25 protein-coding genes and 6 pseudogenes are annotated in these 26,737 nt (G+C 43.7%); 19 read left to right on the top strand and 12 right to left on the bottom strand.

The features are described from left to right. The 3 genes and pseudogenes from EII32_RS12845 to EII32_RS09905 all read left to right on the top strand — a co-directional run. Positions 1-334 (top strand): annotated as a pseudogene (locus EII32_RS12845) (IS5/IS1182 family transposase); the annotation flags it as partial. Positions 335-340: 6 nt separating this feature from the next. Then, positions 341-586 (top strand): annotated as a pseudogene (locus tag EII32_RS12840) (transposase); the annotation flags it as partial. A 188-nt stretch (positions 587-774) separates the two neighbouring features. Further along, complete coding sequence (locus EII32_RS09905; protein ID WP_125235245.1) at positions 775-1,197, top strand: hypothetical protein; 423 nt, start codon at positions 775-777, stop codon at positions 1,195-1,197. Between the two features lie 19 nt (positions 1,198-1,216). Here EII32_RS09905 and EII32_RS09900 read toward each other — a convergent pair whose 3' ends face one another. Continuing rightward, positions 1,217-3,625, bottom strand: coding sequence for a bifunctional UDP-N-acetylmuramoyl-tripeptide:D-alanyl-D-alanine ligase/alanine racemase (locus tag EII32_RS09900; protein ID WP_125235244.1), 2,409 nt, complete (start codon positions 3,623-3,625; stop codon positions 1,217-1,219). 14 nt (positions 3,626-3,639) lie between these two features. Beyond that, positions 3,640-4,521 carry a GSCFA domain-containing protein gene (locus EII32_RS09895; RefSeq protein ID WP_125235243.1) on the bottom strand — a complete coding sequence of 294 codons (882 nt, stop codon included), beginning with the start codon at positions 4,519-4,521 and terminating at the stop codon, positions 3,640-3,642. 101 nt (positions 4,522-4,622) lie between these two features. Between EII32_RS09895 and EII32_RS09890 the strand changes: the two genes are divergently transcribed. The 3 genes from EII32_RS09890 to EII32_RS09880 all read left to right on the top strand — a co-directional run bounded on the left by EII32_RS09890 (position 4,623) and on the right by EII32_RS09880 (position 8,631). Further along, entirely contained in the window at positions 4,623-5,072 is a 450-nt protein-coding gene (locus tag EII32_RS09890; protein WP_233582374.1) for an NUDIX domain-containing protein, read from the top strand. Between the two features lie 283 nt (positions 5,073-5,355). Next, positions 5,356-7,215: a translational GTPase TypA gene (gene typA / locus EII32_RS09885; protein WP_125235242.1), complete on the top strand. Its 1,860-nt coding sequence runs from the start codon at positions 5,356-5,358 to the stop codon at positions 7,213-7,215. 72 nt (positions 7,216-7,287) lie between these two features. After that, on the top strand, positions 7,288-8,631 hold the full coding sequence (locus tag EII32_RS09880; RefSeq protein ID WP_125235241.1) for an MATE family efflux transporter: 1,344 nt from the start codon (positions 7,288-7,290) through the stop codon (positions 8,629-8,631). Between the two features lie 2 nt (positions 8,632-8,633). Here EII32_RS09880 and EII32_RS09875 read toward each other — a convergent pair whose 3' ends face one another. Continuing rightward, positions 8,634-9,110 (bottom strand): S-ribosylhomocysteine lyase, encoded by a 477-nt coding sequence (locus EII32_RS09875; RefSeq protein ID WP_125235240.1) that lies wholly within the window; start codon positions 9,108-9,110, stop codon positions 8,634-8,636. Positions 9,111-9,220: 110 nt separating this feature from the next. Then, the gene (locus EII32_RS09870) at positions 9,221-9,919 is read right to left on the bottom strand and encodes a 5'-methylthioadenosine/adenosylhomocysteine nucleosidase (protein WP_125235239.1); all 699 of its coding nucleotides are present in this window, start codon (positions 9,917-9,919) and stop codon (positions 9,221-9,223) included. A 111-nt stretch (positions 9,920-10,030) separates the two neighbouring features. Here EII32_RS09870 and EII32_RS09865 point away from each other — a divergent pair, with 111 nt between their 5' ends. Next, a complete protein-coding gene (locus EII32_RS09865) occupies positions 10,031-12,538 on the top strand; it encodes a YfhO family protein (protein WP_125235238.1) in 2,508 nt (835 codons plus the stop codon). Positions 12,539-12,619: 81 nt separating this feature from the next. After that, the gene (gene rpsO / locus EII32_RS09860; RefSeq protein ID WP_125235237.1) at positions 12,620-12,889 is read left to right on the top strand and encodes a 30S ribosomal protein S15; all 270 of its coding nucleotides are present in this window, start codon (positions 12,620-12,622) and stop codon (positions 12,887-12,889) included. A gap of 90 nt (positions 12,890-12,979) precedes the next feature. Here the strand turns inward: rpsO and EII32_RS09855 are convergent, their stop codons facing one another. Next, positions 12,980-13,759 carry a radical SAM protein gene (locus EII32_RS09855; RefSeq protein WP_125235236.1) on the bottom strand — a complete coding sequence of 260 codons (780 nt, stop codon included), beginning with the start codon at positions 13,757-13,759 and terminating at the stop codon, positions 12,980-12,982. A gap of 147 nt (positions 13,760-13,906) precedes the next feature. On the opposite strand from EII32_RS09855, the gene EII32_RS09850 reads away from it, so the two are divergent. The 6 genes from EII32_RS09850 (at position 13,907) to folK (ending at position 18,275) form a co-directional block, all read left to right on the top strand. Further along, positions 13,907-14,785, top strand: coding sequence for a cell division protein FtsX (locus EII32_RS09850; protein WP_125235235.1), 879 nt, complete (start codon positions 13,907-13,909; stop codon positions 14,783-14,785). Positions 14,786-14,845: 60 nt separating this feature from the next. Continuing rightward, positions 14,846-15,094: a DUF3098 domain-containing protein gene (locus EII32_RS09845; protein ID WP_125235234.1), complete on the top strand. Its 249-nt coding sequence runs from the start codon at positions 14,846-14,848 to the stop codon at positions 15,092-15,094. Beyond that, positions 15,091-15,969 (top strand): undecaprenyl-diphosphate phosphatase, encoded by an 879-nt coding sequence (locus EII32_RS09840; RefSeq protein ID WP_125235233.1) that lies wholly within the window; start codon positions 15,091-15,093, stop codon positions 15,967-15,969. Before EII32_RS09845 ends, EII32_RS09840 begins: the two co-directional genes overlap by 4 nt. Beyond that, positions 15,969-16,667 carry a tRNA pseudouridine(55) synthase TruB gene (truB, locus tag EII32_RS09835; protein WP_125235232.1) on the top strand — a complete coding sequence of 233 codons (699 nt, stop codon included), beginning with the start codon at positions 15,969-15,971 and terminating at the stop codon, positions 16,665-16,667. The genes EII32_RS09840 and truB overlap by 1 nt, the downstream gene beginning before the upstream one ends. Positions 16,668-16,737: 70 nt before the next feature. Further along, positions 16,738-17,856 carry a tRNA preQ1(34) S-adenosylmethionine ribosyltransferase-isomerase QueA gene (gene queA / locus EII32_RS09830; RefSeq protein ID WP_125235231.1) on the top strand — a complete coding sequence of 373 codons (1,119 nt, stop codon included), beginning with the start codon at positions 16,738-16,740 and terminating at the stop codon, positions 17,854-17,856. Further along, positions 17,856-18,275: a 2-amino-4-hydroxy-6-hydroxymethyldihydropteridine diphosphokinase gene (folK, locus tag EII32_RS09825; RefSeq protein ID WP_125235230.1), complete on the top strand. Its 420-nt coding sequence runs from the start codon at positions 17,856-17,858 to the stop codon at positions 18,273-18,275. The genes queA and folK overlap by 1 nt, the downstream gene beginning before the upstream one ends. 235 nt (positions 18,276-18,510) lie before the next feature. Here folK and EII32_RS12555 read toward each other — a convergent pair. Next, positions 18,511-18,636: pseudogene (locus tag EII32_RS12555) on the bottom strand (IS982 family transposase); the annotation flags it as partial. Between the two features lie 112 nt (positions 18,637-18,748). On the opposite strand from EII32_RS12555, the pseudogene EII32_RS12550 reads away from it, so the two are divergent. Then, positions 18,749-18,880, top strand: a pseudogene (locus tag EII32_RS12550) (DNA-binding protein); the annotation flags it as partial. A gap of 124 nt (positions 18,881-19,004) precedes the next feature. Further along, positions 19,005-19,755, top strand: a pseudogene (locus EII32_RS09815) (ThiF family adenylyltransferase). Between the two features lie 14 nt (positions 19,756-19,769). Here EII32_RS09815 and EII32_RS09810 read toward each other — a convergent pair. Beyond that, positions 19,770-20,525 carry a helix-turn-helix domain-containing protein gene (locus EII32_RS09810; RefSeq protein ID WP_125235229.1) on the bottom strand — a complete coding sequence of 252 codons (756 nt, stop codon included), beginning with the start codon at positions 20,523-20,525 and terminating at the stop codon, positions 19,770-19,772. 149 nt (positions 20,526-20,674) lie between these two features. Between EII32_RS09810 and EII32_RS09805 the strand changes: the two genes are divergently transcribed. Then, the gene (locus EII32_RS09805) at positions 20,675-21,304 is read left to right on the top strand and encodes a hypothetical protein (protein ID WP_125235228.1); all 630 of its coding nucleotides are present in this window, start codon (positions 20,675-20,677) and stop codon (positions 21,302-21,304) included. Between the two features lie 194 nt (positions 21,305-21,498). Then, positions 21,499-21,726: a hypothetical protein gene (locus tag EII32_RS09800; protein WP_125235227.1), complete on the top strand. Its 228-nt coding sequence runs from the start codon at positions 21,499-21,501 to the stop codon at positions 21,724-21,726. A 334-nt stretch (positions 21,727-22,060) separates the two neighbouring features. On the opposite strand, the gene EII32_RS09795 is transcribed toward EII32_RS09800, so the two are convergent. The 4 genes and pseudogenes from EII32_RS09795 to EII32_RS09780 all read right to left on the bottom strand — a co-directional run. Then, a complete protein-coding gene (locus EII32_RS09795; RefSeq protein ID WP_125235226.1) occupies positions 22,061-23,869 on the bottom strand; it encodes a S8 family peptidase in 1,809 nt (602 codons plus the stop codon). A gap of 5 nt (positions 23,870-23,874) precedes the next feature. Beyond that, positions 23,875-24,447, bottom strand: a complete 573-nt coding sequence (locus tag EII32_RS09790) for a tail fiber domain-containing protein (protein WP_125235225.1) — start codon at positions 24,445-24,447, stop codon at positions 23,875-23,877. Positions 24,448-24,564: 117 nt separating this feature from the next. Continuing rightward, positions 24,565-25,332: a class I SAM-dependent methyltransferase gene (locus EII32_RS09785; RefSeq protein ID WP_125235246.1), complete on the bottom strand. Its 768-nt coding sequence runs from the start codon at positions 25,330-25,332 to the stop codon at positions 24,565-24,567. A 548-nt stretch (positions 25,333-25,880) separates the two neighbouring features. After that, positions 25,881-26,199: pseudogene (locus tag EII32_RS09780) on the bottom strand (transposase); the annotation flags it as partial. Positions 26,200-26,226: 27 nt separating this feature from the next. Here EII32_RS09780 and EII32_RS12730 point away from each other — a divergent pair. Continuing rightward, the gene (locus EII32_RS12730) at positions 26,227-26,349 is read left to right on the top strand and encodes a hypothetical protein (RefSeq protein WP_255416461.1); all 123 of its coding nucleotides are present in this window, start codon (positions 26,227-26,229) and stop codon (positions 26,347-26,349) included. Positions 26,350-26,539: 190 nt separating this feature from the next. Here the strand turns inward: EII32_RS12730 and EII32_RS09770 are convergent. Next, the coding region (locus tag EII32_RS09770; RefSeq protein WP_233582373.1) for a transposase at positions 26,540-26,737 on the bottom strand (198 nt) is incomplete at its 5' end.

Raw genomic sequence — 26,737 nt, 5'->3', positions numbered from 1 at the left:
TTTGGTCAGGGAACTTGACCGCAACCTTCCCGACAAGAAAGGTTATGAAAAGATGTTTGGACTCTTCCATAAGATCCTTTCTCAAAAACGTAACAGCCGCGATAAGATATATTCCATTCACGAACCCGAAGTACAATGTATCGGCAAAGGCAAGGAACACAAAAAATACGAATTTGGAAACAAAGCGTCCTTTATCCCTTCATTCTCGGGAATTATTCTTGCCGCCGTTTCTTTCAGGAATGAATATGACGGACATACCATGGAAGCGACCTTGCAACAAACGGAAAGAATGACCGGCAGGTGCATTGATAACTTGGCGGGGGACAGAGGATGACAGAGGATATGGAGGAATAAAGCAAGTCGGAACAACAAAGATACCAATACCGCAGTCCCCCAAATCCAAAGATGGTTATTATCAAAAGAAAAAGAAACACAAGTTGTTTTGCAAGCGTACAGGGGAATAGAACCAACGATAGGACATCTTAAAAGTGATTACAGATTATCTCGCAACTTTTATAAAGGTGTGAAAGGAGATGCCGTAAATATAATGTTGGCAGCGGCGGCGTATAACTTCAAAAGAGCTATGAGAGTTCTTTTGTAGCTTATAAAAAGAATCAGCGTGAACTTCGATTTTACAAACTTCACGCTGAAATATAGTTTTTAAGGGACGGCTATGTAGCACATAAGTAGTCTGTCGTTATTTGGTTTCGGCACATACAACCGAGTACCTTTGCATCACGATAACAACAATAACATTTCAAAAAAATAAAGAATATGGCTATAAGATTCAGATTGATGCGCAACGTCATCAGAAACGACAAAAATTACGGGAAATACTATGCCCGCACAGTTAAAAACACCGAGATAAATCTCGAAGACATTGAACTTGAAATACAGGAAAACTGCACGGCAAAGGCATCCGACGTGAGACTTGTGATAAAAGAACTATACGAAACCATAAGGCGGGCAATGCAGAACGGACATGTCGTCAACATGGGAGAACTCGGTAAAATGTATATCGCAGTGACAAGCAAGCCTGTTGATACTCCCGACGAGTTCCTCACAAGCAAAAATATTACCGGATTCAGATGCAAATACATTCCGTTCGGAAAGCGGTATGGAACTGCCTGCGGAGACAAGGCACGCAAGATAAGACGGTTTCTGACCGAGGGGTGTAAGGCGAACAAAAGTGTGTAAGGCGTTAAAACAACGCCGTTCAGTCTTGAAAATATACCCGTTTAACGCGATTGCTGATACCGGTAAGCACCTCGTACGGTATGGTATCGAGCGTGTCACTCAGCACCGTGACGGGCAGGTTGTCGCCGAATATTTCCACGGTGTCGCCCTCACGACAGTCGATGTCGGTGACATCAATCATTGCAACGTCCATACAGATGTTCCCTACGTATGGTGCGCGCCGCCCGTTTACGAGACAATATCCGCGTCCTCGTCCAAGTCGTCGGTTCAGTCCGTCGGCATATCCGATTGGAATTGCGGCTATCATGCTGTCTCGCGACAGCACTCCGCGACGACTGTATCCCACCGTCTCGCTCTCAGACACACGCCTCATCTGCAAGATTGTCGTCTTCAGCGTACACACATTGTTCAATATGCGGTTGTCTCTGCTGTCCACCCCGTACAGTCCGAGTCCCAGCCGGCACATGTCCAACTGCCTTTCCGGAAAATGCTCTATTCCTGCCGAGTTGTCTATATGTCTCAGTATTTTGTGCGTGAAAGCCGCTTGCAGGCGGCGACTCGCCTCGTCGAACAATTCGAACTGCATTGCCGAGAAACGGTCGAAATCGTCGCTGTCGGCTCCCACAAAATGACTGAACACCGAGCGTGGTGTCAACGCAGCCTGATTTTTCAGGCGTTCGATAAGTCGCGGCATGTCCTCGTGCGGATTAAAACCCAGTCTGTGCATTCCCGTGTCAAGTTTCACATGCACCGGCCATCCCGTTATGCCCTCCCTGCGTGCGGCATTTACAAGTTCCTCGAGCAGGCGGAAGGAATACACCTCCGGTTCGAGTCCGTAGTCAAACATCGTCTTGAAAGCCGTCATCTCGGGGTTCATTATCATTATGTTGCCCGTTATCCCCGCCTTTCGCAGCGTAACTCCTTCGTCTGCCACTGCCACTGCAAGATAGTCTACCCGGTGATCTTGGAGTGTTTTCGCCACCTCCACGGCACCGCTTCCGTAGCCATCCGCTTTTATCATGCACACAATCTTCGTTTCGGGTCGCAGAAAAGAACGGTAGTAATTCAAGTTCTCCACCACGGCATTAAGGTTTACCTCGAGAATGGTCTGGTGTACCTTCTGCTCAAGCATTTCAGTTATACGGTCGAAACCGAAACTCCTTGCACCTTTTATGAGAATCATCTCATCGTGCATGCGGGCGGCAATATCGCTTGCGATGAACTCGTCGGTGGTACGGAAAAAGTGTTTTTCCTCGATGTCCATCACGTCCTCGTGCTCCGATATTTCTTCTCCTATTCCTATTATTTTCTTCACACCTCGTTCCTTTGCGAGGTTGGACACCTGTCCGTACAACACCTTCGGGAGCATTCCACTTTGGTATATATCGCTCAATATGAGGGTTTGTGTAAGTTTTGCCGCTTTCGTTTTCGCGTCTTCCGCGGCAGAAAGTTCCTGTCTGCGCTGCATGAAATCGAGAGCGATGTCGAGCGAGTTGATGTCAGAGTTGTACGAGTCGTTTATCAATATGCAGCCGTGCCGTCCCTGTTTCACTTCGAGCCTCATCGCCACCGGTTCGAGTTTTGCCATTCCTTCGGCAATCTGTTGTTCGTCGAGTCCGAGGTAAGCCGCCACCGCCGCACATGCCCCGGCATTCTCTTTCGATGCGCGGTCTATGAAAGGTATTTGTCCGTTATATGGGTGGAAAGGGACGGTCTTGCACGTCAGCATATCTATGTTTGCTTTTATCGTCTCGTCTTCGGCGTTATAGAACACCACATCGGCATGGCCGAAAAGAGCCAGTTTCTCACGGCATTTCTCGTCTGCGGTAATAAAATTCTCCTGATGAGCCTGTCCGATATTTGTCACGACACCAATGGTTGGCTTTATAATTTCGCTTAGTGCAGCCATTTCTCCCGTCTTGCTAATTCCCGCTTCAAACATTCCTATGTCGGTTCTCTCGTTGAGAAGCCACACAGACAGCGGCACGCCGACCTGCGAGTTGTACGAACGCGGACTGCGCGTAACCACCCGTGTAGGCATGAGAAGTTGGCAGAGCCACTCTTTCACCACCGTTTTGCCGTTACTTCCGGTTATGCCCACGACGGGAATATCGAAACTCTCGCGATGCTTTTCGGCAAGGCGTTGCAGTGCTTTCAACGTTGATGGCACAAGCAGGAAATTGGCATCGGGAAACATTTTTTCGCGGTTTTCGGGCAGTGTCTCCACCACAAAGTTGCGCACTCCGTTGCGGTAAAGTTCTCCGATGTACTTGCTTCCATCGTTTCTCTCGGTCTTTATTGCGAAAAAGAGTGTTACCTCGGGGAAGCGCAGGCTGCGACTGTCGGTAAGCAACCTGTCGATGTTTGCGTCGTTGTCGCCGTGACGGCGGGCATTTATCAATGTGGCGATTTTGTCTATCGGATACATATTTCTCTTCTGTTTTATCGGTCTTCGAGGAAATGTCGTCCCTCTGCGGGGAGTGCAAAATTAGGGTATTTTTGCGAGAATGCGGCAATCTTTTCTTTCGTTTTTCGCACGAACAGACGATATTCCTCGCCTTCTGCGTTGAACGGTCTGTGCCCCATCGCCTCCTTAATCGGTTTCCACTCATCGAGATACCGCCTTGCGTGGTCGGAAAAATAACTTTCAGTGAGTCGCTCCCAGATAAATTCCACCGCCTGCTCCGACGGGTGTATCATGTCCGGGGAATAGAAACGATAGTCGCGGAGTTCGTCCTCGAGAATTTCGTATGCGGGGAAATAGGATATGGCAACGTCGAGAGCAGAGTGCCGGATGCCGAACGTTTTCTGCAAAACATCTGTTGCCAGCAGCAATACCGCCTTTGAAATACGGCTCTCGTGGTAGCCGTATTTTCTGTATCTTATCGGACTCACGGTAAGCACGATGTGTATTGTGGGATTCCGCTCGACAAGCATTGCGACGGTCTTTTTCAGATAGTCGGCACACTCTTCCACCGTAAGTTCGCGTTCTTCAAAAAGACATTGCGGGCGTTTGCAACAGTTATCCACTATCTCGCCCGTCTCTTTCAATATATATATGTGGTTCGTGCCGAGGGTTATGAAGCAGATGTCCGGCTTTTCGGCCGCCACATCGGCGGTTTCCTGCAAATACCTTTCCACCGTGTGCATCACGCTGGCGGGATTATACATTGTGCCATACGGATTTGCAACCGCAGGAAATCCCTCTTCACGGAAGCGTCTGCCTATGCTGTCGGCAAAACAACTGCCCACAAACAATATCCGCTCGCACGGCTCTATCCTCCATGCGGGGCGGTCTATCTTAACCTCTGTTCTGAATTCCATAACGCAAAATTAGCATAAAACGGCAAAACGACAAAATTATAGTGTGTTATTTTCCACGAACGACAAGTATTTGAAAGGAATTTCATTATCTTTGCAGCAAAATGAGAACAATGGCCGTATATACATATAAATATCCGCATCCTGCGGTAACAGTAGATTGCGCAGTGTTCGCCAAAGAGGACGGAGAGACAAAAGTACTGCTCATAGAACGTAAGAACGAACCGTGCAAAGGAATGTGGGCACTGCCCGGAGGATTTATGAATATAGACGAGAGTGCCGAGGAAGCGGCGGTGAGAGAATTGCAGGAGGAGACGGGCATATCGGTAAAAGAGGTCGCCCAGACTGGCGCTTACTCAAGAGTTGACCGCGACCCGAGGGAACGCGTGGTCACCATAGCGTTCTATGCCGTCATTGACAAGGTGTGCAAGGTCGTGGGACAAGACGATGCGAAACAGGCTCGATGGTTTCCGATCGACAATCTTCCCGAACTGGCATTCGACCACTCGGAAATACTCACAGACGCAATAAGATTGGCATGCAGGGAAAAATGAATTGTTTTGCGTTGTTTTTTTGATTTGTACCAACTATGTGTCATGAAACGTAGGGAAGACAAGAAAGATTGGGAAACACACAAAAAGCACACAAGGCATTAAGAACATGCAAATCTTCAAGACACGAAAACGCCTTTTTCAGCAATAAAGACTGACAATCAACGATTTGCACTTACATTTTTAATGTTTGGGCATTCGTCTCAATAATAAAAATAAATGATATTTATTTTGTATTGTCTTCGATTTGCACTAACTTTGCACGCGATAAAAAGGATATATAAGAATGCATGACATTAGGAATATTGCGATTATAGCTCACGTAGATCACGGAAAGACAACACTCGTGGATAAGATGATGCTCGCAGGCAACCTGTTCCGTGAAGGACAGAATTTAAGCGACCAAGTACTTGACAGTAACGACCTTGAACGTGAGCGCGGTATAACAATACTATCGAAAAACGTTTCGATAAAATACAAAGGAACAAAGATTAATATAATAGACACACCGGGGCACTCGGATTTCGGCGGAGAGGTGGAGCGCGTACTCAACATGGCAGACGGTTGCATTTTGCTCGTAGATGCCTTTGAAGGTCCGATGCCACAGACACGCTTTGTGCTGCAGAAAGCATTGGAAATAGGACTTAAACCGATAGTGGTGGTGAACAAAGTGGATAAACCCAACTGTCGCCCGGAAGAAGTGTATGAGATGGTGTTCGACCTTATGTTTGCACTAAATGCAAACGAAGACCAACTCGATTTCCCCGTGGTGTATGGCTCTGCAAAGAACGGTTGGATGGGAGAAGACTACTCGAAACCGACAAACGACATAACTTATCTGCTCGACAGAATAGTGGAGGTTATACCGAAACCAAAAAAATTGGAGGGCACTCCGCAAATGCTCATAACGAGCCTCGACTACTCCTCATACACCGGGCGCATAGCTGTGGGACGTGTACAACGCGGAACACTTAAAGGGGGTATGAACATTACCATTGCACACCGCAACGGAACAATGGAGAAAACAAGGATAAAGGAACTGCATACATTCGAGGGAATGACACACGTTAAGACCGATGCAGTAGCATCGGGAGACATCTGCGCAGTGATAGGACTCGAACATTTCGAAATAGGTGACACCATCTGCGACTACGAAACACCCGAGGCTCTGCCAACGATTGCCATAGATGAACCCACGATGTCGATGCTGTTTACAATAAACGACTCGCCCTTCTTCGGGAAAGAAGGAAAATTCTGCACGTCAAGGCATATCAACGACAGACTGCAAAAGGAATTGGAGAAAAACCTCGCACTGAGGGTCGAGCCTTACAAAGATTCCACAGACTCGTGGATCGTGAGCGGACGAGGAGTGCTGCACCTGTCTGTCCTCATAGAAACAATGCGCAGAGAAGGATACGAATTGGAAGTGGGACAGCCGCAGGTAATATACAAGGATATGGTAAACGATGGAGAAAAATGGGTGGAAACCGAAGATAAAGCAGCCGTAACAACGCGCTGCGAACCCATCGAAGAACTTACCATAAACGTACCGGAGGAGTTCGCATCGAAAATGATAGACATAGTTACGAAGCGAAAAGGAGAGATGACATCGATGGAAAGTCAGGCTGAACGCGTGAACATCGAGTTCGACATACCGTCGAGAGGTATAATAGGACTGCGCACAAACGTACTGACAGCAAGTCAGGGCGAGGCGATAATGGCACACAGATACAAGGAATACCGACCGTTCAAGGGCGAAATAACACGCAGAATAAACGGTTCGATGATTGCCATGGAAACCGGTACGGCAGTGGCATACTCGATAGACAAATTGCAAGACCGAGGCAAATTCTTCATAGACCCGGGCGAGGATGTGTATGCAGGACAAGTTGTGGGAGAACATGTACACGACAACGACCTCGTGATAAACGTGACAAAGACAAAGCAACTAACCAACGTGCGTGCCTCGGGAAGCGATGAGAAAGCACGCGTCATACCCAAGACTGTTATGAGTCTTGAGGAATGTCTGGAATACATAAAAGGTGATGAATATGTTGAGGTAACACCAAAGTCGATGCGAATGCGCAAAACCATACTCGACCATGACCAAAGAAAGAAAGCCATGAAAGAGACATGCAGCGAATAAAAAGGAAATCCCCATGACGAGAAAGGTTCTTGGGGATTTATTCTTTTACATCATTCGCAGAATAGAAAAAACATGAAAAAGATAGACAAACAGATATTCGACATAGCCGTACCGAGCATTGTGAGCAACATCACGGTGCCACTGCTGGGACTTGTCGATGTCGCAATTACGGGACATCTCGGAGCGGCATCGTACATCGGGGCAATAGCCTTGAGCGGTATCTTGTTCAATATCATTTACATGAACTTCGGTTTTCTGCGCATGGGAACGAGCGGACTTACCGCACAGTCGTACGGACGCAGAGACAAAGAGAACATAGTGAGACTGCTTGTGCGAAGTTTATCCATATCGGCAGGATTTGCGTTGCTGCTTATATTACTGCAAATACCAATACGCGAGACGGCATTTCTTGTAATGCGCCCCACGGATGCAGTAAGACAGTTTGCCGTGTCTTATTTCAACATTTGTATCTGGGGAGCACCGGCAACGCTCGGACAGTTCGCTCTCACGGGGTGGTTCATAGGCATGCAGAACTCTCGCATACCGATGACCATTGCCATTATCCAGAACATTGTGAACATATTGATGTCGTTGTTATTGGTCTTCGGTTTCGGAATGCAGGTTGAAGGCATTGCTTTCGGCACGTTGACGGCACAATGGTGCGGCTTTGTTATGGGATTGTTGCTGTGCCGGCGCAAATATTTTTCAAACAAAAAGATGTTCGGGAAACTATATTCGCCGTTTTACTATCTCTCTCCCAACACAGGAAAGAACGGCGGAGAGACAACCTCGTACAAACAATTCTTCGTACTCAACCGCGACATTTTCTTCCGTACCCTTTGCATAGTGAGCGTTCTTTTATTCTTCACGAGTGCAGGCTCATGGCAGGGCGAGGTGGTTCTTGCCGTAAACACACTTCTGACACAACTATATATCTTGGTGAGTTACATAATGGACGGATTTGCCAATGCCGGCGAGGCTCTAAGCGGAAAATTTTACGGCGAGCGCAAAAAGAGATATATCGGTCTCACCGTTCGCCGTATTTTCTTATGGGGCATGGTTGCAGCAACGGCATTTACCGCCACATACGTCATCGGCGGAAAACATTTTCTGATGCTGCTCACTGACGAACAGACTGTTGTTAAAGCATCGTCGGAGTATGTACGTTGGGCATATCTCCTACCCTTCTGTAGTTTGGCGGCATTTATATGGGACGGTATATTCATCGGTATTACCGCCTCGCGACAAATGTTTCAAACGATGTTTGTTGCCACTTCGGTATTCTTCATCGTTTATCTGCTTACCTCGGGTGCGATGGGGAATCATGGTCTTTGGCTTGCAATGATATGCTTCCTCGTAGTCCGGGGTGTCATGCAGACTTGGCTTTTCCCCAAGATAATGAGGCGCACGGCATAGTATCAAGGATAAACGAGATTCTCCTCCGAAATACAATCCAGCACTTCATCGAGAAACTTGCGAGCCTCGAAACGAGCCATGGGCAAATCCTGCATCAACCAGTTGCCACAGTCTCGCGGCGATGCACCGGGTATTTCACCATCATAGTCGGCAATGAAACGGAACGTACGGCGCATAAGGTCGATTATGTCATGCGGAAAAAGGTCGCCTTTCATCACAAGATAGTTGCCCGTCAGGCAACCCATAGGTCCCCAGTACACAATATTGTCTTTCCATTGTTCATCATTGCGAAGAAAGGTTGCGGCAAGATGTTCAATGGTATGTATCGCACCGTTGTGCAACACGGGTTCGCGATTGGGTTCTTTCATGCGAATATCGAACGTGGTGACGGTTTCCCCGCCTACGTTGTCTTTCCTGCTGACGTATATTCCGCGCAACAGCAACTCGTGATTTATGGTGAATGAAGGTATTTTTTCCATGATATAATATTTCAATCTGAATTACATAGTGTCGAAAAATCGGAATGTTGCAATCTTGTACCGTAGAATTTGGATTGTAAGAACATACATGACCGAATTTCAGCACGGCATCATGCCAACTGTTCGAGATATGCCCTCGTTACCTCGAACGAACCTTTTGCTATCCGTTCCCAGAAATTAAAATACATTGCCGCATCGGCATCTTTGAGCGGAATATCGCTTATTATCCTGAAAGAGACGAACGGCACTCCATGTATGTGGCATGTCTGTGCTATCGAACAACTCTCCATATCCACCGCCATTGCCTCCGGAAATTTTACGAGAATCTCGTTCATTTTCTCCTTCGAGTCAACAAACCAATCGCCGGTAACGGTAAGTCCGGCATGGATGTGGGGCAAGCCTCTGCCGAGAGAGTTGAGTGTCAAGGCTTTTTCGACGAGTTCCTCTTTTGCGGCATATCGCACCGGCATGCCCATCACCTGTCCGAACTCACACTCCTTGCCGCAATAAGCATCATGATATACACACTCCCGTGCCACCACAACCTCTGTTATCTTGAGGTTTACGGAGGCTCCGCCCGCCACTCCCGTGGAGATTACGAGTTGCGGAACAAAGCCGGCAATCATCTCTGCCGCACCGAGTGCCGAGTTCACCTTGCCTATGCCGCACTGCTCCATTACCACCTCGTTGCCGTCTATTGTGCCGAGGTAGAACTCGCGAGAACCTTTCTTCTCTATCCTTTCGCCTTCGAGAAGGTTGCGCAACTGTCGCAGTTCCTTCTCCATGGCCACTATAATTCCTATTCTCATAATGCAAAAAGTTTTCTGCAAAGTTACTTATTTTTCAGTTATCAAGCAATTATCTCAAAAAAAATATTTAATTTTGCGGTCGGAAAAGACATACATCAATTATAACACACGATGAAAACCTTAAAACAATATTTGCCCGACATAATCGTCGTGGTACTTTTTGTGATAATATCGTTTGCATATTTCTTCCCCGCAAACATCGAAGGAAGAATACTCTACCGTCACGACTCCTCTGCAGGAAAAGGATTGGGGCGCGAATTGACGGAATTTCATGAACAGACGGGCGAACACTCGCGGTGGACAAACTCGGCTTTCAGCGGAATGCCAACCTACCAGATTGCCCCGTCGTACAGCAGTACCGACGGACTGAACATGGCCATAAATGCCTATCACTTGTGGCTTCCGGAGAACGTGTGGCTAATCTTTTCCTATTTGTTGGGATTCTACATTCTTCTTCGAGCTTTCGATTTCCGTCAATGGATGGCGGCACTCGGAGCCGTGATGTGGGCTTTCAGCAGTTATTTTCTAATCATAATTGCCGCAGGACATTTGTGGAAGGTAATGGCACTCGCTTATCTGCCGCCCATGATTGCCGGAGTGGTGCTTGCCTACCGGGGCAAACTGTTGCGAGGGTTTATCGTCACGGCGATATTCACGGCTTTCGAAGTGAAAGCGAACCATGTGCAGATGACATATTATTATCTGTTCATAATAGCATTCCTCGTAATAGCATTCCTCGTGGAAGCCATACGGCAGAAACAGCATAAACTCTTCCTGAAAGCCACGGTGGTATGCATTGCCGGAGCGGCTATAGGCATAGCGATAAACTTGTCGAACCTATATCACACATGGCAATACCAAAAGGAGTCTATGAGGGGCAAGACAGAACTCGCAAAAGGTAAGTCGGCCGACCAAACAGACAGTGGATTGGGACGAGAATACATAACCCAATGGAGTTACGGCATAGGAGAAACATGGACACTGTTGATTCCGAACACAAAAGGAGGAGCAAGCATGCCTATCGCAATGAACAAAACGGCAATGGAGAAAGCCGAACCGGAATTTGCCGAGATGTACAATCGAATGGGGCAATATTGGGGTGAACAGCCGGGAACGAGCGGTCCCGTATATGTGGGTGCTTTCGTACTGATGTTGTTCGTATTGGGATTGTTCATAGTGAAAGGTTCGGTAAAATGGGCTTTGCTGGCAGCCACGGTGCTGTCGATACTACTTTCTTGGGGACACAATTTCATGCCGCTCACAGATTTCTTCATAGACCATTTCCCCATGTACTCCAAGTTTAGGACGGTGGCATCGATATTGGTTATAGCCGAGTTCACAATCCCACTGCTGGCAATGCTGGCACTGAAAAAGGTGATAGACGAGCCGGAGGTGTTGACGAAGAAGATAAAATGGGTTTATGCAAGTTTCATGCTGACCGCAGGATTGTGTCTGCTCTTTGCCTTGGCACCGACGCTGTTCTTCAGCGATTTTATCTCATCTTCCGAAATGAGCGAACTTTCAAAGTTCCCGGCAGACGTACTTAATTCGCTGCTCCTCAACATAAGGGAGATGAGACAGGCCATGTTCACGTCCGACTGCTGGCGTTCGTTCTTCATCATCGTTGTGGGAACATTGATATTGTTGCTGTTCAAGGCGAAAAAACTTGGTGTAACAACGATGACATTCTCGCTGCTTGCACTATGCCTAATCGACTTATGGCAGATTGACAAGCGATACCTAAACGATGACATGTTCGTAAGTGCGTGGGAACGCGAGGCACCGATTGAGATGACACTGACCGACGAACATATACTAAACGACAAAACCTCGTTGGGCAATTTCCGCGTACTGAACTTTGCCACTAACACTTTCAACGAGAACAACACCTCGTTCCATCACAAGAGCATTGGCGGATACCACGCCGCAAAACTGCGCCGCTATCAAGAACTCATAGAGGAATACATAGCCCCGCAGATGATTGCCACCGTCCCTGCCGTGGCCGATGCAATGGGCGACATGACAAAACTGAACGGAGATAGTTTGTTCCCGGTACTCAACATGCTGAACACGCGCTATTTCATAATGCCGCTGCAAGAAGGACAGACAGTCCCCGTAAAGAATCCTTACGGTTACGGAAACGGCTGGTTTGTAGATAAGATAAAGTATGCCGACAATGCCGACGACGAGTTGGAAGCCATCGGGAAGATTGCACTGCGCCATGAAGCCGTTGCAGACAAGAAATTCGAACAAATCCTGAGACAGTCGAAAGAACAGACCGGAGAGGCAACAGTAACGCTTACATCGTACAAACCGAACCATCTTACGTACGACGTGAAATCGACAACGGGCGGGATAGTGGTGTTTTCAGAGATATATTACCCGGGATGGACGGCAACGATAGACGGTAAACCCGCCGAGGTGGGACGAGCCGACTATGTGCTGCGCGCACTTCAGATGCCGGCAGGCAACCACAAAGTTGAACTGATGTTCCACCCGAAATCGGTGGACAACACCGAAACGGTGGCATACACAGCCTACGCACTGCTGTTTGTGGCAATAGGCGTAGGAACGTTCTTCGAGTGGAAAAAACGCAGAAAGAAAGAAATAAACAACTGAAAAGTTTGGCAATAAGGATAAAAAGCCGTAACTTTGCCGCCGATTTTCAAAATATAATTAATTAATTCACAACAATTCGCTATGTATTTAGACAAAGCCAAGAAAGAAGAGATCTTTGGACAATACGGAAAGTCTAACACTGATACCGGCTCACCCGAAAGCCAGATAGCACTGTTCTCATACCGTATTTCCCACCTGACGGAGCACTTGAAGAAAAACCGTAAAGATCATACTACCGCTCGTTCACTGATGAAAATGGTAGGAAAGCGTCGTGCTTTGCTCGATTATCTGAAAGATCGCGACATCGAACGCTATCGCGCGATAATAAAGACATTGGGTCTGCGCCGATAATCACGAAACAGCAAACACGCTTAAGGCTTCAAGAAAAACCCGCTCTCCATTACGGAAAGCGGGATTTTTTATATTATGGAAAGAAGATATTCAATATGAAGCGGAGCAAGGAATGCCTGCGGATATTACGCGGTCACGAATTTTGTCGAGCACCTCGCGCGGTGCTTTCCTCAATCCGCGGTCGGGTGTTTCGCGGTCGATGGTGTATATCATAACTCTTTCGGGGGCAATCTCTCTGACTTTTTCAAGCCACGGATTGACATATTCGTCGCCCGTATTGTCAACATCAACACCATTGCTTGTCCCCTGCATGAACATCGTCTGTATTATGGCATGCCCTTTGAAACGTTTCACACCCTCTATCACCTGCTCAACATCATACAATGTTCCGGCGGGACGATCCACCTTATTTATATAATTAGGATTTACGGTGTCAAGTTTCACGATATTGTTGTCCACCCGCATCAGCGCGTCATGCACCTTATCCAGATGCAACAATGTGGCATTGGTAAACACGCTGACTTTCGCATCGGGGAAATATTTGTCGCGCAATCGCAACGTATCATCTATTATCTCGGCAAAATGCGGATGACATGTCGGCTCTCCGTTACCTGAAAAAGTCAGCACGTCCGGAATCGGTCCGTTCTCACGCATGTCCTTAAGTTTCTCTTCAAGTGCTTCTGCCACCATGCTTCGCGATGGTTGTCTGAGACGCGGACGGTGGTCGCCGTTAAAGCCGCACTCACAATAGATGCAGTCGAATGTGCAAATTTTACCATCGCCCGGCATAAGGTTTATGCCGAGACTAACCCCGAGACGACGGCTGTGTACAGGACCGAATACAGGTGATGGATAGATTATGGTACTCATAGGGGCAAAGTTAGTGAAATAAAAATGAAAGGAAATAATGAAATGCAAGAAAAGAAAAGCAAGGCGTTAAAAGTCGTTAATCTGTTTGTTTCGCATATTTTTTTTAGTAACTTTGCGGCAACTTAGGTGTATTACGGCCGAAAACAAATGGTAAGAAAAAGAAATAAGTCCGGCAGGCGAGGCAGTCTGCAGGTTGTTACTTTGTGTATAAGCACTGCATTGGTGCTGGTTTTAGTCGGATTGGTAGTTCTGTCGGTGCTTTCTGCCCGCAATCTGTCGCTGTTGGTAAGAGAGAATCTTGTTGTGACTCTTGTGTTGTCGGAAGATGTAACAGAACCGGAAGTTGCTCAAATGAGAAAGTCGCTTGAGCGGGAAAGATATGTCCGACAGATAAAATACATAAGCAAAGAGCAGGTGTTGAAAGAGGAGACGAAAGCCATGGGAGTTGACCCGACAGAGTTCATCGGGCATAATTTCTACACCGCATCGCTCGAATTAAACCTAAAAGCCGACTACGCCAACCGCGACTCAATGGCATGGATAGGTGTCGGACTGAAGAAACATCAAAAAGTAAAAGAGGTTGATTTTCAACAGGATTTGATGGATCAAGTAAACGACAACATCGGCAAGGCAAGCATAGTACTCATCGTGCTGGCAGTGTTGCTGTCAATAATATCATTTTCGCTAATCAACAACCATGTGCGTTTGGGAGTTTATTCCAGTCGTTTCAACATACACACTATGAAATTGGTGGGTGCCTCGTGGGGCTTCATTCGCCGCCCGTTCATTTGGCGCGCCATTGTCATAGGCGTGGTTGCGGCCATTGTTGCCATTGCCGTACTCGGCGGTGCGGTATATGCGTGGTATGCACAGACACCCGGGATATTGAACGTGATGACATGGGAGATACTCGCCATAACCGGAGGTACGATACTTCTGTTCGGCATTATAATAACAACTTTCTGCAGTTATGTTTCCGTCAATCGCTTCCTGCGGATGAAAGCAGGCGACCTCTACAAAGTTTAGAGGCAGCGACAAATGATTGGAAATGGTGCAAACAAAGATGATTAAACATATAATATCATAATGGATAAGAGAAACCTTGCTTTTGGCAAAACGAATTTCATTCTCCTCGCGGCAGGCGTGGCAGTAATAATAGCAGGCTTCCTGCTTATGAGTGGCTCGGGAACAACGGAACAAACATTCAATACCGATATATTCAGTGCGACACGCATAAAAGTGGCTCCGGTGGTTACTTTCATCGGGTTTGTATCGATTATCATTGCAATAATCTACAAACCTAAAGAAAATAACAAGAAAAAAACGGAGGAATGACAATATTAGAAACGGTCATCATAGCGATAATAGAAGGATTGACGGAATTCTTACCCGTGTCATCAACAGGACACATGATTATCGCACAGAACTTGCTGGGGGTTTCCGAACGCATGCAGAATGACCCGGCATTGGCTGCTTTCGTGCATGCTTTCACATTCATAATACAGTTTGGAGCAATTCTGTCAGTGGTATGTCTCTACCGGAAGAAATTCTTCAAGATAAACAGAACGCCGCTTCCACAAAGAGCCGGCATGTGGCAACGTCTGAAACACCGTTACCATTTCTATTGGCTGTTGCTCGTTGGCGTAATGCCGGCAGTGGTAATAGGACTGCTCGCAAAGAAATCCGGTGTACTCGATTGGCTGCTCGACAGCGTGGAAGTTGTTGCCGTAACATTGGTGCTGGGCGGAGTTTTCATGCTCTTCTGCGACCGTATTTTCAACAATGGAAAGGAAAACAACTCTGTCAACGAACGACGTGCATTTAACATAGGATTGTTCCAATGCCTGTCAGTAATACCGGGAATGTCTCGTTCTATGGCCACCATCGTGGGAGGAATGGCACAAGGGCTGACACGGCGCAACGCCGCAGAGTTCTCTTTCTTTCTCGCCGTTCCTACAATGGCAGGAGCAACGTTGCTCGACTTGCTCGACTTGATGAAAGAAGATACGGCATGGGCTACCGAACATAACATTATGATGTTGCTGTTGGGAAGCGGAGTGGCATTTATCGTTGCACTGCTCGCAATGAAATGGTTCGTGGGCTTCCTGTCAAAATACGGATTCAAGATGTTCGGCATATACCGCATTATCGTGGGAAGCATAATCATAATACTGCTCCTTACAGGGCATTCACTCGCAATGGTTGACTGATGAATTTCAAAGAAGGAGAGATACTGTATATCGACAAGCCTTACCGTATGAGCAGTTTCGGGGCATTGGCTCACATACGATATGTCCTGACTAAGAGAATGGGATACAGAGTGAAAGTGGGACATGCAGGAACACTTGATCCGCTTGCCACGGGTGTACTTGTGCTCTGCACGGGAAAAGCGACGAAACGGATAGAGGAATTACAGAAACATACCAAGGAGTATGTCGCGACACTGCAATTGGGAGCAACCACCGCAAGTTACGACATGGAACATCCCGTAGATGCAACCTACCCCACCGAACATATCAACCGCAGGTTGTTGGAAGAAACGTTGCAACAATTCGTCGGAGACATAGAACAGGTGCCGCCGGCGTACAGCGCATGCAATGTGAACGGGAAAAGAGCATACAGCCTGATGAGAAAAGGACACGAGGTGGAACTGAAAGCAAAAGTCGTACGCATAGACGAGATAGAATTACAACGGTTCGACAGCGAAAAAATGGAGGCCGTAATACGAGTTGTATGCGGAAAAGGAACATATATACGCGCACTTGCACGCGACATCGGCAAGGCCGTTGACAGCGGAGCATATCTCACGGCATTGCGCCGGACAAGAGTAGGCGATGCAATGATAGACAAATGTCACACACTCGATACGTTCCTGCCATGGCTCGACACTCAGGAAATTGAGGGCTAAACAACGACCATCGAGCGAAATAGAAAATATTATCAATGTTTAAAGATAAAGATAAATAACGACAACAAATATGAAACTATCGCAATTCAAATTCAAACTACCGGAAGAACAAGTGGCATTGCACCCGTCATACCATCGCGATGAATGCCGACTGATGATTCTGCACCGAGAGTCGAAGAAGATAGACATGTATAAAACCGATGAGAACGGCGAACCGCTGAAAGACAAGGAAGGCAATCCCGTATTTCTCGACTTTCGTAACGTACTCGAACATTTCGACGAAGGAGACACGTTCGTATTCAATGACACGAAAGTATTCCCCGCACGTCTCTTCGGAACAAAGGAGAAAACAGATGCAAAAATCGAAGTGTTCCTGCTGCGCGAACTGAATGAAGAAATGCGCCTGTGGGACGTACTCGTGGAGCCGGCACGCAAAATCAGAATAGGAAACAAGTTGTTCTTTGATGACTCGGGGACAATGGTGGCAGAAGTTATTGACAACACAACAAGCCGGGGACGCACGTTGCGTTTCCTGTACGACTGCCCACACGATGAGTTCAAACGCGAACTGTTTGCACTCGGAGAGGCGCCACTGCCACGCTACTTGGTTGACAAACGCCCGGCGACACAGGACGACATGAACGATTTTCAGTGTATATTCGCAAAGAACGAAGGAGCCGTGACGGCACCCGCGGCCGGACTGCATTTCAGCAGAGAAATGATGAAACGCATGGAAATAATAGGAATAAATTTTGCTTTCATCACACTGCACTGCGGACTGGGAAATTTCCACGACATTGAAGTGGAAGATCTTACGAAACACAAGATGGACTCGGAACAGATGTTTATAAATGCCGAGGCATGCAGGTTGGTAAACGACACGAAGAAGGCCGGAAAACACATCTGCGCCGTAGGGACAAGTGTATTGAAAGCAACGGAAACTGCCGTGGGAACCGACGGACTGCTTAAGGAATACGAGGGTTGGACAAACAAATTCATCTTCCCGCCACATGACGTTGTACTCGCAGACTCAATGATTGCAAATTTCTACCACCCATACTCCACTCTGCTCATGTCAACGGCAGCATTCGGAGGGTACGATCTCGTAATGGAAGCCTACGAAATGGCTGTACAGAACGGATACCGAATGGGGTGTTACGGAGACGCAATGCTTATACTCAACGACTGATGCACACTGTTTACTTAAGTCTCGGCAGCAATCTCGGCAACGGAGAAGAAAACTTGCTGAAAGCCGTAACCGAAATAGGAAAGTTGATTGGCAAAGTGGTACGTCAATCAACTTTTCATGTTACCGAACCATGGGGATTCTGTTCGAAAAACCTTTTCACAAATGCTGCAATATGCTGCAACACCGAATTATCCCCGAGAGAGGTTTTAACACATACGCAGAAGATTGAGCGTGATATGGGAAGAAAAAAGAAATCCGTTGACGGCAACTACAGCGACCGCATCATAGACATCGACATATTATATTACGACGACATAACAATCAATGATCCGGATTTGAAAATACCACACCCTCACATAAACGAACGCGACTTCGTATTGAAACCGCTGAATGAAATATTAAGACAAGACACTTTGTAAACCCAAATCGGTCATTAGAACCCTCAACCGATTTTGTTCGATTGTTGAGCAGATGTGCAGCCGTTTAATCGAAGGCGTAGCGGGCTACGTCGGGATGAAACGGCTGCGCAGATGTCAGCAAGCGGGCTAAAGCACTTGGGAAGCGTAACGGCAATGGCAAATCTAAGCAAATGCGGTCTAATGACAGATTTGGGGTAAACATACACCGACTGAAAAACATACGCAAATATAGGCGTTATGTACATTTGTTCTCAAAGAAACAATATGTAGCAAGTGCCGGGCACAGATTCATTATTAAATTATTAACAGCCCTGCATCGTGAATGAACGAGGTTCGCCTTGTTCTTTGGCAATTCGTTCACTCACTCTGTGATATACTTTTCCGAAGCATTATCTTACGCGAGTTTGGGATAAGAAACTCACTTAGTACTTATATCCGTTTCAGTCCTTTCTATTGGTGATGTGTGCAAGTGATTGTATATATGTTTCCGTACCTTGCAGAACCATCGGGACAAGAAGAATATTTCCAACACACAGTTTGCAGGAAAGATACTCTACAAAGCTTCGGATTGGGAAATGTTGCCGGAGGAGAATTATAAGGGATAGCAACATATCGCAAACATAAGTGTTATAAAACCTAAAAAAAACAGCAAGGCGGGCGATTATTACACTTTTGTGTAGAGTATATAAGTTTTATTACATCTACTTTTGCCCTAAATTATTGTGGATTATGAAAGAAAGATACAGCAGAAACAGGCTCTATGTGAGCGAGAAAGAGCAAAGCGTGGTAAAGGAGTATAAGATATTCCTTGGAGGGGCTGGAATTGGCAGCATTGTGGCGGAATGTGCCTTGAGGTTTGGCTTTGAACATATCACCATTGTCGATGGAGACAAGTTAGAGTTAAGCAACCTTAACAGGCAGAACTATACGGAGAATGACATTGGCAGATACAAAGCGGAGTGTTTGGCAGAGCGTTTGCTAAGCATCAATCCCAATGCGCAGATAGACTTCCATACGGAATTCTTGACTCCTGCCAACATCGAAGATATACTGAATGAGCATGATGTGGCTATCAATGCATTGGATTTCAAGGATGAAGCCCCCTTTCGTTTTTGACAAAATCTGCAAAGAAAGGAATATCCCCGTACTACACCCGTATAATTTCGGTTGGGCAGGCTTTGTTACAGTTGTTGATCCATTGGGACATTCCTTGTCCGAACTGACTGATGAGCCAAAGGGGTTTGAACTGAAGGTGGCTGAGTATGTTACCGGGCACGGGGCGTTCTGGAATCAGCCAAAGGAATGGTTGGATAAAATCGTTACTCAATATAGGGAAGAAAGCGAGATGCTTCCACCTCCACAACTGTCCATAGCATCATGGATCGCAGCAGGATTGTGCACAACGGCGATGTACAATCTTGCTACGGGAAAACCTGTGAACTATTTCCCCAAATTCTATTTCTCCTCACTTTTGCAGTAAGTGTAGTTTCATTTTCAGAACATTTTTTTAAAAGCAGCTCTTGAGACGGCAGCTGTAATATTCGCAACGTCTAACTTTTCAAAGGCGTGGTGTTTGTAGAATTTAATGGAGTCTAACGAACGGCACATCCTATCCGAAATTTCCGTCATGGTAAGCCCTGCTGCCGACAACCGCAACACCTCAAGTTCCTCTTCTTTGAGCGATACTTCCTCACATTCTTTCCAACAATGTCCTTCGAAAGAGTATTTCCAGAATTTGTTCAGCCCATTTTTATGAAATTCAACATTCCCCACCGTTTTATACGAGGATAGAGATACTACGCACATACCAATCCATATTTTGCCCTCGTCTGTCAATAATATTGGAGTAAGGCGATGATTTATCAGCTTACTCTTCGTTCCATTCTTCAGATGAAAGTGATAGGACATAGAGCACTGGTATTTATCAACGTTATCGAAGGTATCAAAGAACTTAAAGCCACTACCGTTCAGTTCAACAAGCATTTTTTGTTCTTCATCTGGTACATGTTCCAAGTAAAAACTATATCCTAATTCCTTCACCTCCTTTGCTGTATGACCACAAAGAAACAATGGGTTGTCCGACACATAAAGAAACTCTTGTTTATAATAATCTATCAAATAAATGCTCTGATAGGTTACACGTGTAAAGGCCTCTACTGTATGAATCAATGTGGACAGTACATTTGAGTCATAATCTGGTGCATTATGCACAGTTTTCGATGCTATAAAGAAGTCTTTTATATCTGTCATATACAAAATAAGTTTGTTTTTTGCTCAAACTACTGGCAAAAATACTTTTTTTCTTCGAAATAACACTATGAGATTACACAAAAGTGTAGTATCCCATATTTTAAGAGCCACTATTTTTGCCGTATAAAATTAAATATAAAAGAATTTTTATGGAAAAGAAAGTTGCATCATTCAAAGAGTATGAGATATTCATGGCAGATAAATCCTGTCTGAATGAAATCGCCAATTTTATAGTAAGAGAGAATTATTCTCATCACTTATCTTCTTTTACAGAGGAAGATATAAACAAAGATATCGAATCCGTGCTTGAAGAAGAGGAATATCTGTATGATAACAAATCTTATATCTATATTGCAAGAGATTCCTTTGGGAATATGATTGGCTGCATCAGGAGCTTTCATTGGGATAGGCACAAGACTCTTCCTATCGAAAAAATATATGGGATAAACCCACTGAATACTATCCATCAGGAAAATAAATATAGTTTTTGGCATATAGGACGCTTTGCAGTAGCGAAGGAAGCAGGAATATCAACATTGACTTTATTCAAGCGGCTAATGGCTTTGGCAGTAAAGCTGATAGTAGAGGACAAGTACAGCTATATGATTGCAGAGATTGACAGCAAACTATTGAAAGTAATGAAAGTCTTGGGATTTGGCTCACGCCAAATAGGAAGATCCATAGACTATCTGACATCGGAGACCGTTCCTGTGTGTTCCAGTAAAAGAGGTATCAAAGGCTTCTTTTCCAAGTATGGTGAGCTTTGCAAGGCAGTGTGATTACACTTTTGTGTAATATTTAAGTCAAAAACTCAAAATTACACTTTTGTGTAGTGGAAAAATTGGGAGATACAAATATATTTGTAACAGAAATAATCAAGTCGACAAGATTATAAAGCAGACCAGACTGATATAAAAGGAGCAGAAGCCGAAAAACTAATATCAAAGAGTAGGCAAAAAATAACGATAAAACAATGAAAAAGAAATTTGGATTGACAGTGATCAAACAGAGTGATGTCATTAAAGAAGAAACGATGTCAATGATACTTGGCGGTAGTGGAGAAATGGGCCAAACTAATAGCGAGAAATTCTGTATTATCCTTTGTAAGAGCTTTACAATTTGCAAGCCAAATAATGTGTCCTTACCAACAGATTCAACAAGTACGGATACGACAAATACGGATGTAAAGACAAAGCCATAAATTCATATTCTGCAAATATGCAAGATTTGATCATATCTAAATACGTGTTATTTTTTGAACAAAACGGCACGTGTCTTCTTTTCAACTCCAAGGACAATAGTTTCTTGGAGTTGAAAAAAGACTTGTATGAAGAATTGGTAACGATACAAGAAGAAGGAGAATCTTCTTTGTTTGATGATGATGAATTTGTGAACAAATTGGTAGAATTAGGAATTTTGACTACAAGACTCGACGATCAAGCATTTTTGGATGATATTATCTTAAAAAATAAACTGTGTAAAACTACTTTTTATTGTAGCCTGACACAGTTTACTTTACACTCTCTAAACGATAATTATTTCTTGGAGATTTCAAATACAGAACCTTTCGTTATAGTGAATGGAGCATCAATTGTTACATTATTACTATATGTAAACTTCAAATACGAATTATTTATAACATTAAAATTTTTTGCTTTAATAATCCACCCTACTACATTTTTATTGGATGTTACAGTTTGATCATAGAAGTAAACAATCCCTCTTTGTGCTGCTGACACAGCTGAAAAGGCATCGCAGATACCATATCCCATTTGTTCATTCCAAGTTCCATTCGTTCTATCAGGTATAGTTGAATAGACATAACTTCCAGCCTTTTTTGCGGTTTGTTCTATTATATCTACAACATCTTTTCTTGTTAATTCTGGATTAATAGATAAAACTAATGAAGCTATGGCACTCACATGAGGAGCAGCCATAGAAGTACCACTCATCTCAGCAAGACCATTGTTAGGAACTGTTGATAAAATCTTACTTCCTGGTGCAACAACATCAAGGGCTTTTCCATAGGAAGAAAAACTAGATTTTTTATCCCATTGGTCCACGGAGCCAACAACAAGAATGTCTGGATGGAAATTTGCGGGATAATCTGGCATTGATTTATTGTAATTTCCAGAAGCAAAAACAACAACCATTCCTTTCCCTTTCCTACCAGAAGTCATTGCGGTCCTAATAGCATCTTCCAAGATAGCACTATGCATTTCTTTGTAATAGGCTCCACCCTGATCTCCCCAAGAGTTGTTGATAACATCCACATTGTGAGATGTCGCATATCCAAACCCTGTTGCTAACTCGCTACTAATAGTTGGCGAAACGTACAGCCCATGACTGATGGATAAAATTGTAGATTGAGGAGCAAGCCCTGCTATTTGAATACCATTGTGGTTTGCACCTATAATACCTCCTACATGAGTACCGTGTCCTCCGCGTACAACAGAAGGAGAATGACCATTATGTATATCATATGATAATGGACTATAATTATTCGCGAACTCTCTATGGTTTTGATCTACACCTTGGTCTAAAACCGCAACAGTAATTTGAGACTTGCCTTTAGTTAATTTCCATGCATTGCATGCGTTGACTTTTTCTAGTCCCCATTGCCGATTAAAATCAGGTTCAGAGGTACAATTATTTGCCTTAAAATTAAATATAAAAGCAGGGTCTACATCCGCGAATTTACCTGTTTCGTAGATTTTGTTTGAAGTTTCCAAACCATTAGAATGTATCGGCGACTTTAGAAGGTACCAATTAGGCATGTAAGCAACTTCCTTTAAAACCTTTGCTCCAAAGTCTTTCGCAATGCTTTGGAGAATATTATAGTCTTGAGGTGATTTTAACTTTATATAGAAATACTCACTTGTTAATATATAGTTTTGTTCATCAAGTCCAAACACGGGCGCAACTTGAATATCTTTGTTTCCTTTCAATTTTTGCGTCATTGAACTAAGAATTCCATTCGTAGTTACGTTACCAACCGGTCTTATTTCAACTATTTTCCAAAAACGCGACTGAGAGCCTCTTTGGCTTTGTACTGCTTGCTTAGTTGTAATTGTATAAACGGTAGAATTTTTCAAGTCAATAGACACTAATTTTGAACTATCGGAGGATGAAATATAGTATAAATTCCGTAAAGAAGATATTCCTATCTTTTCACCATTATACCAATAATAATAATCCATAGGGCGTCCACGGCTTGCTCGTGTCGAAATTTGATTATCGGGCTTGTTGATGAGATTATTATCTATTACATCACTACAAGATATAATTACCACAGAAGAGCAAATCAACGCCGTATAAAGTAGTATAAAATTCTTGTATCTCATAGATTTTATTTTTTATTTTTAAGAACTTCTATTTCCTTTTGTAAAGATTTGATAGCGTCAATCATTACAGGGATAAGTGCAGTATAGTTAATCAATTTCTTACCTTCCGCATCAGTTAAAACTACATTTGGCAGAACTTTCTCAACCTCTTGTGCGAGTAGGCCTATTTCCCTTTCATCTCCTCCTTTCCTTAGTAGAGAAGCCTCTCTAGTTGGTTTATCCGAAAAAGAGTATGACACGGGACGTAATTTGAGAATGTAATTTAGTCCATTTTGCAAAGAACGAACATTAGATTTCGCTCTTGCATCAGAATAATTATAAACATTCTTAACTTGAATACTGTTGAAAGTACTTGTCTGTGTATTGTAGAATACAACTTGGTCAGCATGACTTGCCAAACGGGTACCGACAGGTGAGACGTCAATTTGAAAGAAATTACTGTCTTTACATTTAAAATACATACCATTACTATTTAAAGTAATGCCGTAAGAACTAAATGGAGTAGTGTTACCAAAGGTTAGCCTACCATTACTATCATACTTTATTTGTGCATTCGCTGTTATGCAAAAAAAGAGCAAAAACTAAGGTTGAAACAACCTTCTTAACCATTAAATTTTTCATTGCTGTTAGGTTTTAATTAATTTTTTAAGATTATGAAATCATTTTTCGAAAGGAATGTCACCTTGTTCAATAAATTATGATAATAAATAGAAGCAAGACGTTGTGAAAAAATCACGAATATAGGGTGTTTTCCCAATTATCGGATGTAAAAGGCGAGGTCGCAACTTAAATTTTACTTCATAATGTGGATTTATGAAAAACAGAGTTCTATCAAGAACACTAAACTTTTTATCAATCAATTTTTCAAAAAGTTCAATTGGACATTTTGTTTTTTTTATGTTAAGTAATTCCTTTATTGTATTTTTTTCTCCTCCAAGTTTTAGAAGGTTTTCGTATAAAACTTCAGGTAACAAATGAAACCACGGAAGATGAGAGAGGATTCTTCCTCTACAAATTTGTTGATGTCCTCCAAACGGCATTTGCCACGCAGGAAAAGAGATAAAAACAACTCCTTGTGGGGCAAGAAATCTTTTTAAGGAAGATAAAAAAAAAGACTTATTATCTATATGTTCTAAAACATCATGACAAATTATTAAATCAAAAAGACCATCCATCCCTTTAATATCAAATATGTCTGAAGCAATAAATTCTCCAGTAGCATTAGCTTCTTGAAAGAACTTTTTGGCATCACTAATTCTGCATTCCGCCAAATCTACTCCCAAGGTGTTGCATCCCTTTTGAGAAAAAGGCAAAAGATTTCCTCCATCACCACAACCTATTTCCAAGACATTCATTCCGCAAATTATTTCCTTATATTTTTCAATATAAGGAATAAAATATTTTCGGCTTGTCGTGGAAAGCTCTTGAAAATATAACTTTCTATCAGATTGTCGGTATTGCATATTTTTGTATATTATACTATTTCTTTTTTGCGAAAGTAGCAATAAAAAAGCGAAGAAGCAAGTTTCTATCGTTTTTTTTGCAAAAGAGCTATCAAAATACCTAAAAGAAAGAAAGTATAGAGTAATCGTATTTTTTATATATAAAAACCTCATATACCTAACATTGGTGATATTGTTATATATGCCTGTGTCAATGGCTCAATATTTAATTCTGCTCCATCCGACATTTGGAGTAATAGAGTATAATAGCAGATGATAAACAGTTCATACCTGTTTTTATAATCTTTACTCCTTTTATTTACAACCATTGGAGAATATAAAGTGCTAATTTATAGGTCAGAGAGAAGTTATACCGTTATGAATATACGTGCTTATATTGCAAAGTTTTCATAATGAGGGTTTTATAAAGACTCTTTATATATGCAAAACATAGAAGTCTAACATTCTATCATTCCAAACTCCAGTCTCCTAATTCTTCTATTCTTTGATTAAGTTTTCCTTTCCTATTCCAAAAGGATTTGTAAATGATTACTGCGTATCTGAGATGTTCACAAGTCTAACTTTCTGTTATTGCGCTTATATGCAGTCGTTCCTTTAAAAGCCCACTTCACCGAAAAGTTATCCCAATTTAACTTTTCGGTGTTTGTTTTTATAAACCACAAAAGAACTTTCATTGCTCTTTTGAAGTTATATGCCGCCGCTGCCAACATTATATTTACGGCATCTACTTTCACACCTTTATAAAAGTTGCGAGATAATCTGTAATCACTTTTAAGATGTCCTATCGTGTGTTCTATTCCTACCCGCTTGCAAAAACAACTTGTGTTTCTTTTTCTTTTGATAATAACTATCTTTGGATTTTGGGGACATTTCAGGGGCAATGCAGACACATATATGTCGGAACCGTCGCTCAGGGTAGATATTGCTGTTCAGAAGAATATGAAGAACTGGTGGGTAAAGTTGAGCGTATTGGATCTGTTCAATTCCAAGGAAAAGGGTTATTCGCAATATGCCTAGACCTATACCTCGCACCGTGTCGATTATCGGCATCCCGTCATCAGCTTGCCCGTCTCCTATTCCTTTAATCCGACCCGATCGAAATATAAGGGTCAGCCAGCCGGACAGAGCGAACTAAATCGATTATAAAAATACATCCATTCGAGCACTCAAAATAACTATGGATAACCCCAGTTCGGGATAATATTTCTCAAAACATCATAAGTTGCTTGGTGTCCTCAATATAATATCCATTAAGTGCTTTCGGCTTGTTGTCGAAGAAGCAGTATACCGCCAGTGCTGCAATCATGCTCATGATGAAATTGTTGACCGACCTGTGCCTTGAGTGTACCAGTTGTGCGGTATTCTTGAGCATGTCATTGATGGTCTCGATGATGCACCTTCTTCT

This window comes from Prevotella sp. OH937_COT-195 (assembly GCF_003932845.1).
Taxonomy (GTDB): Bacteria; Bacteroidota; Bacteroidia; order Bacteroidales; family Bacteroidaceae; genus Prevotella.
The sequence above is the reverse complement of the archived record's forward strand: the minus strand, read 5'-3'. Positions and strand labels throughout refer to the sequence as shown.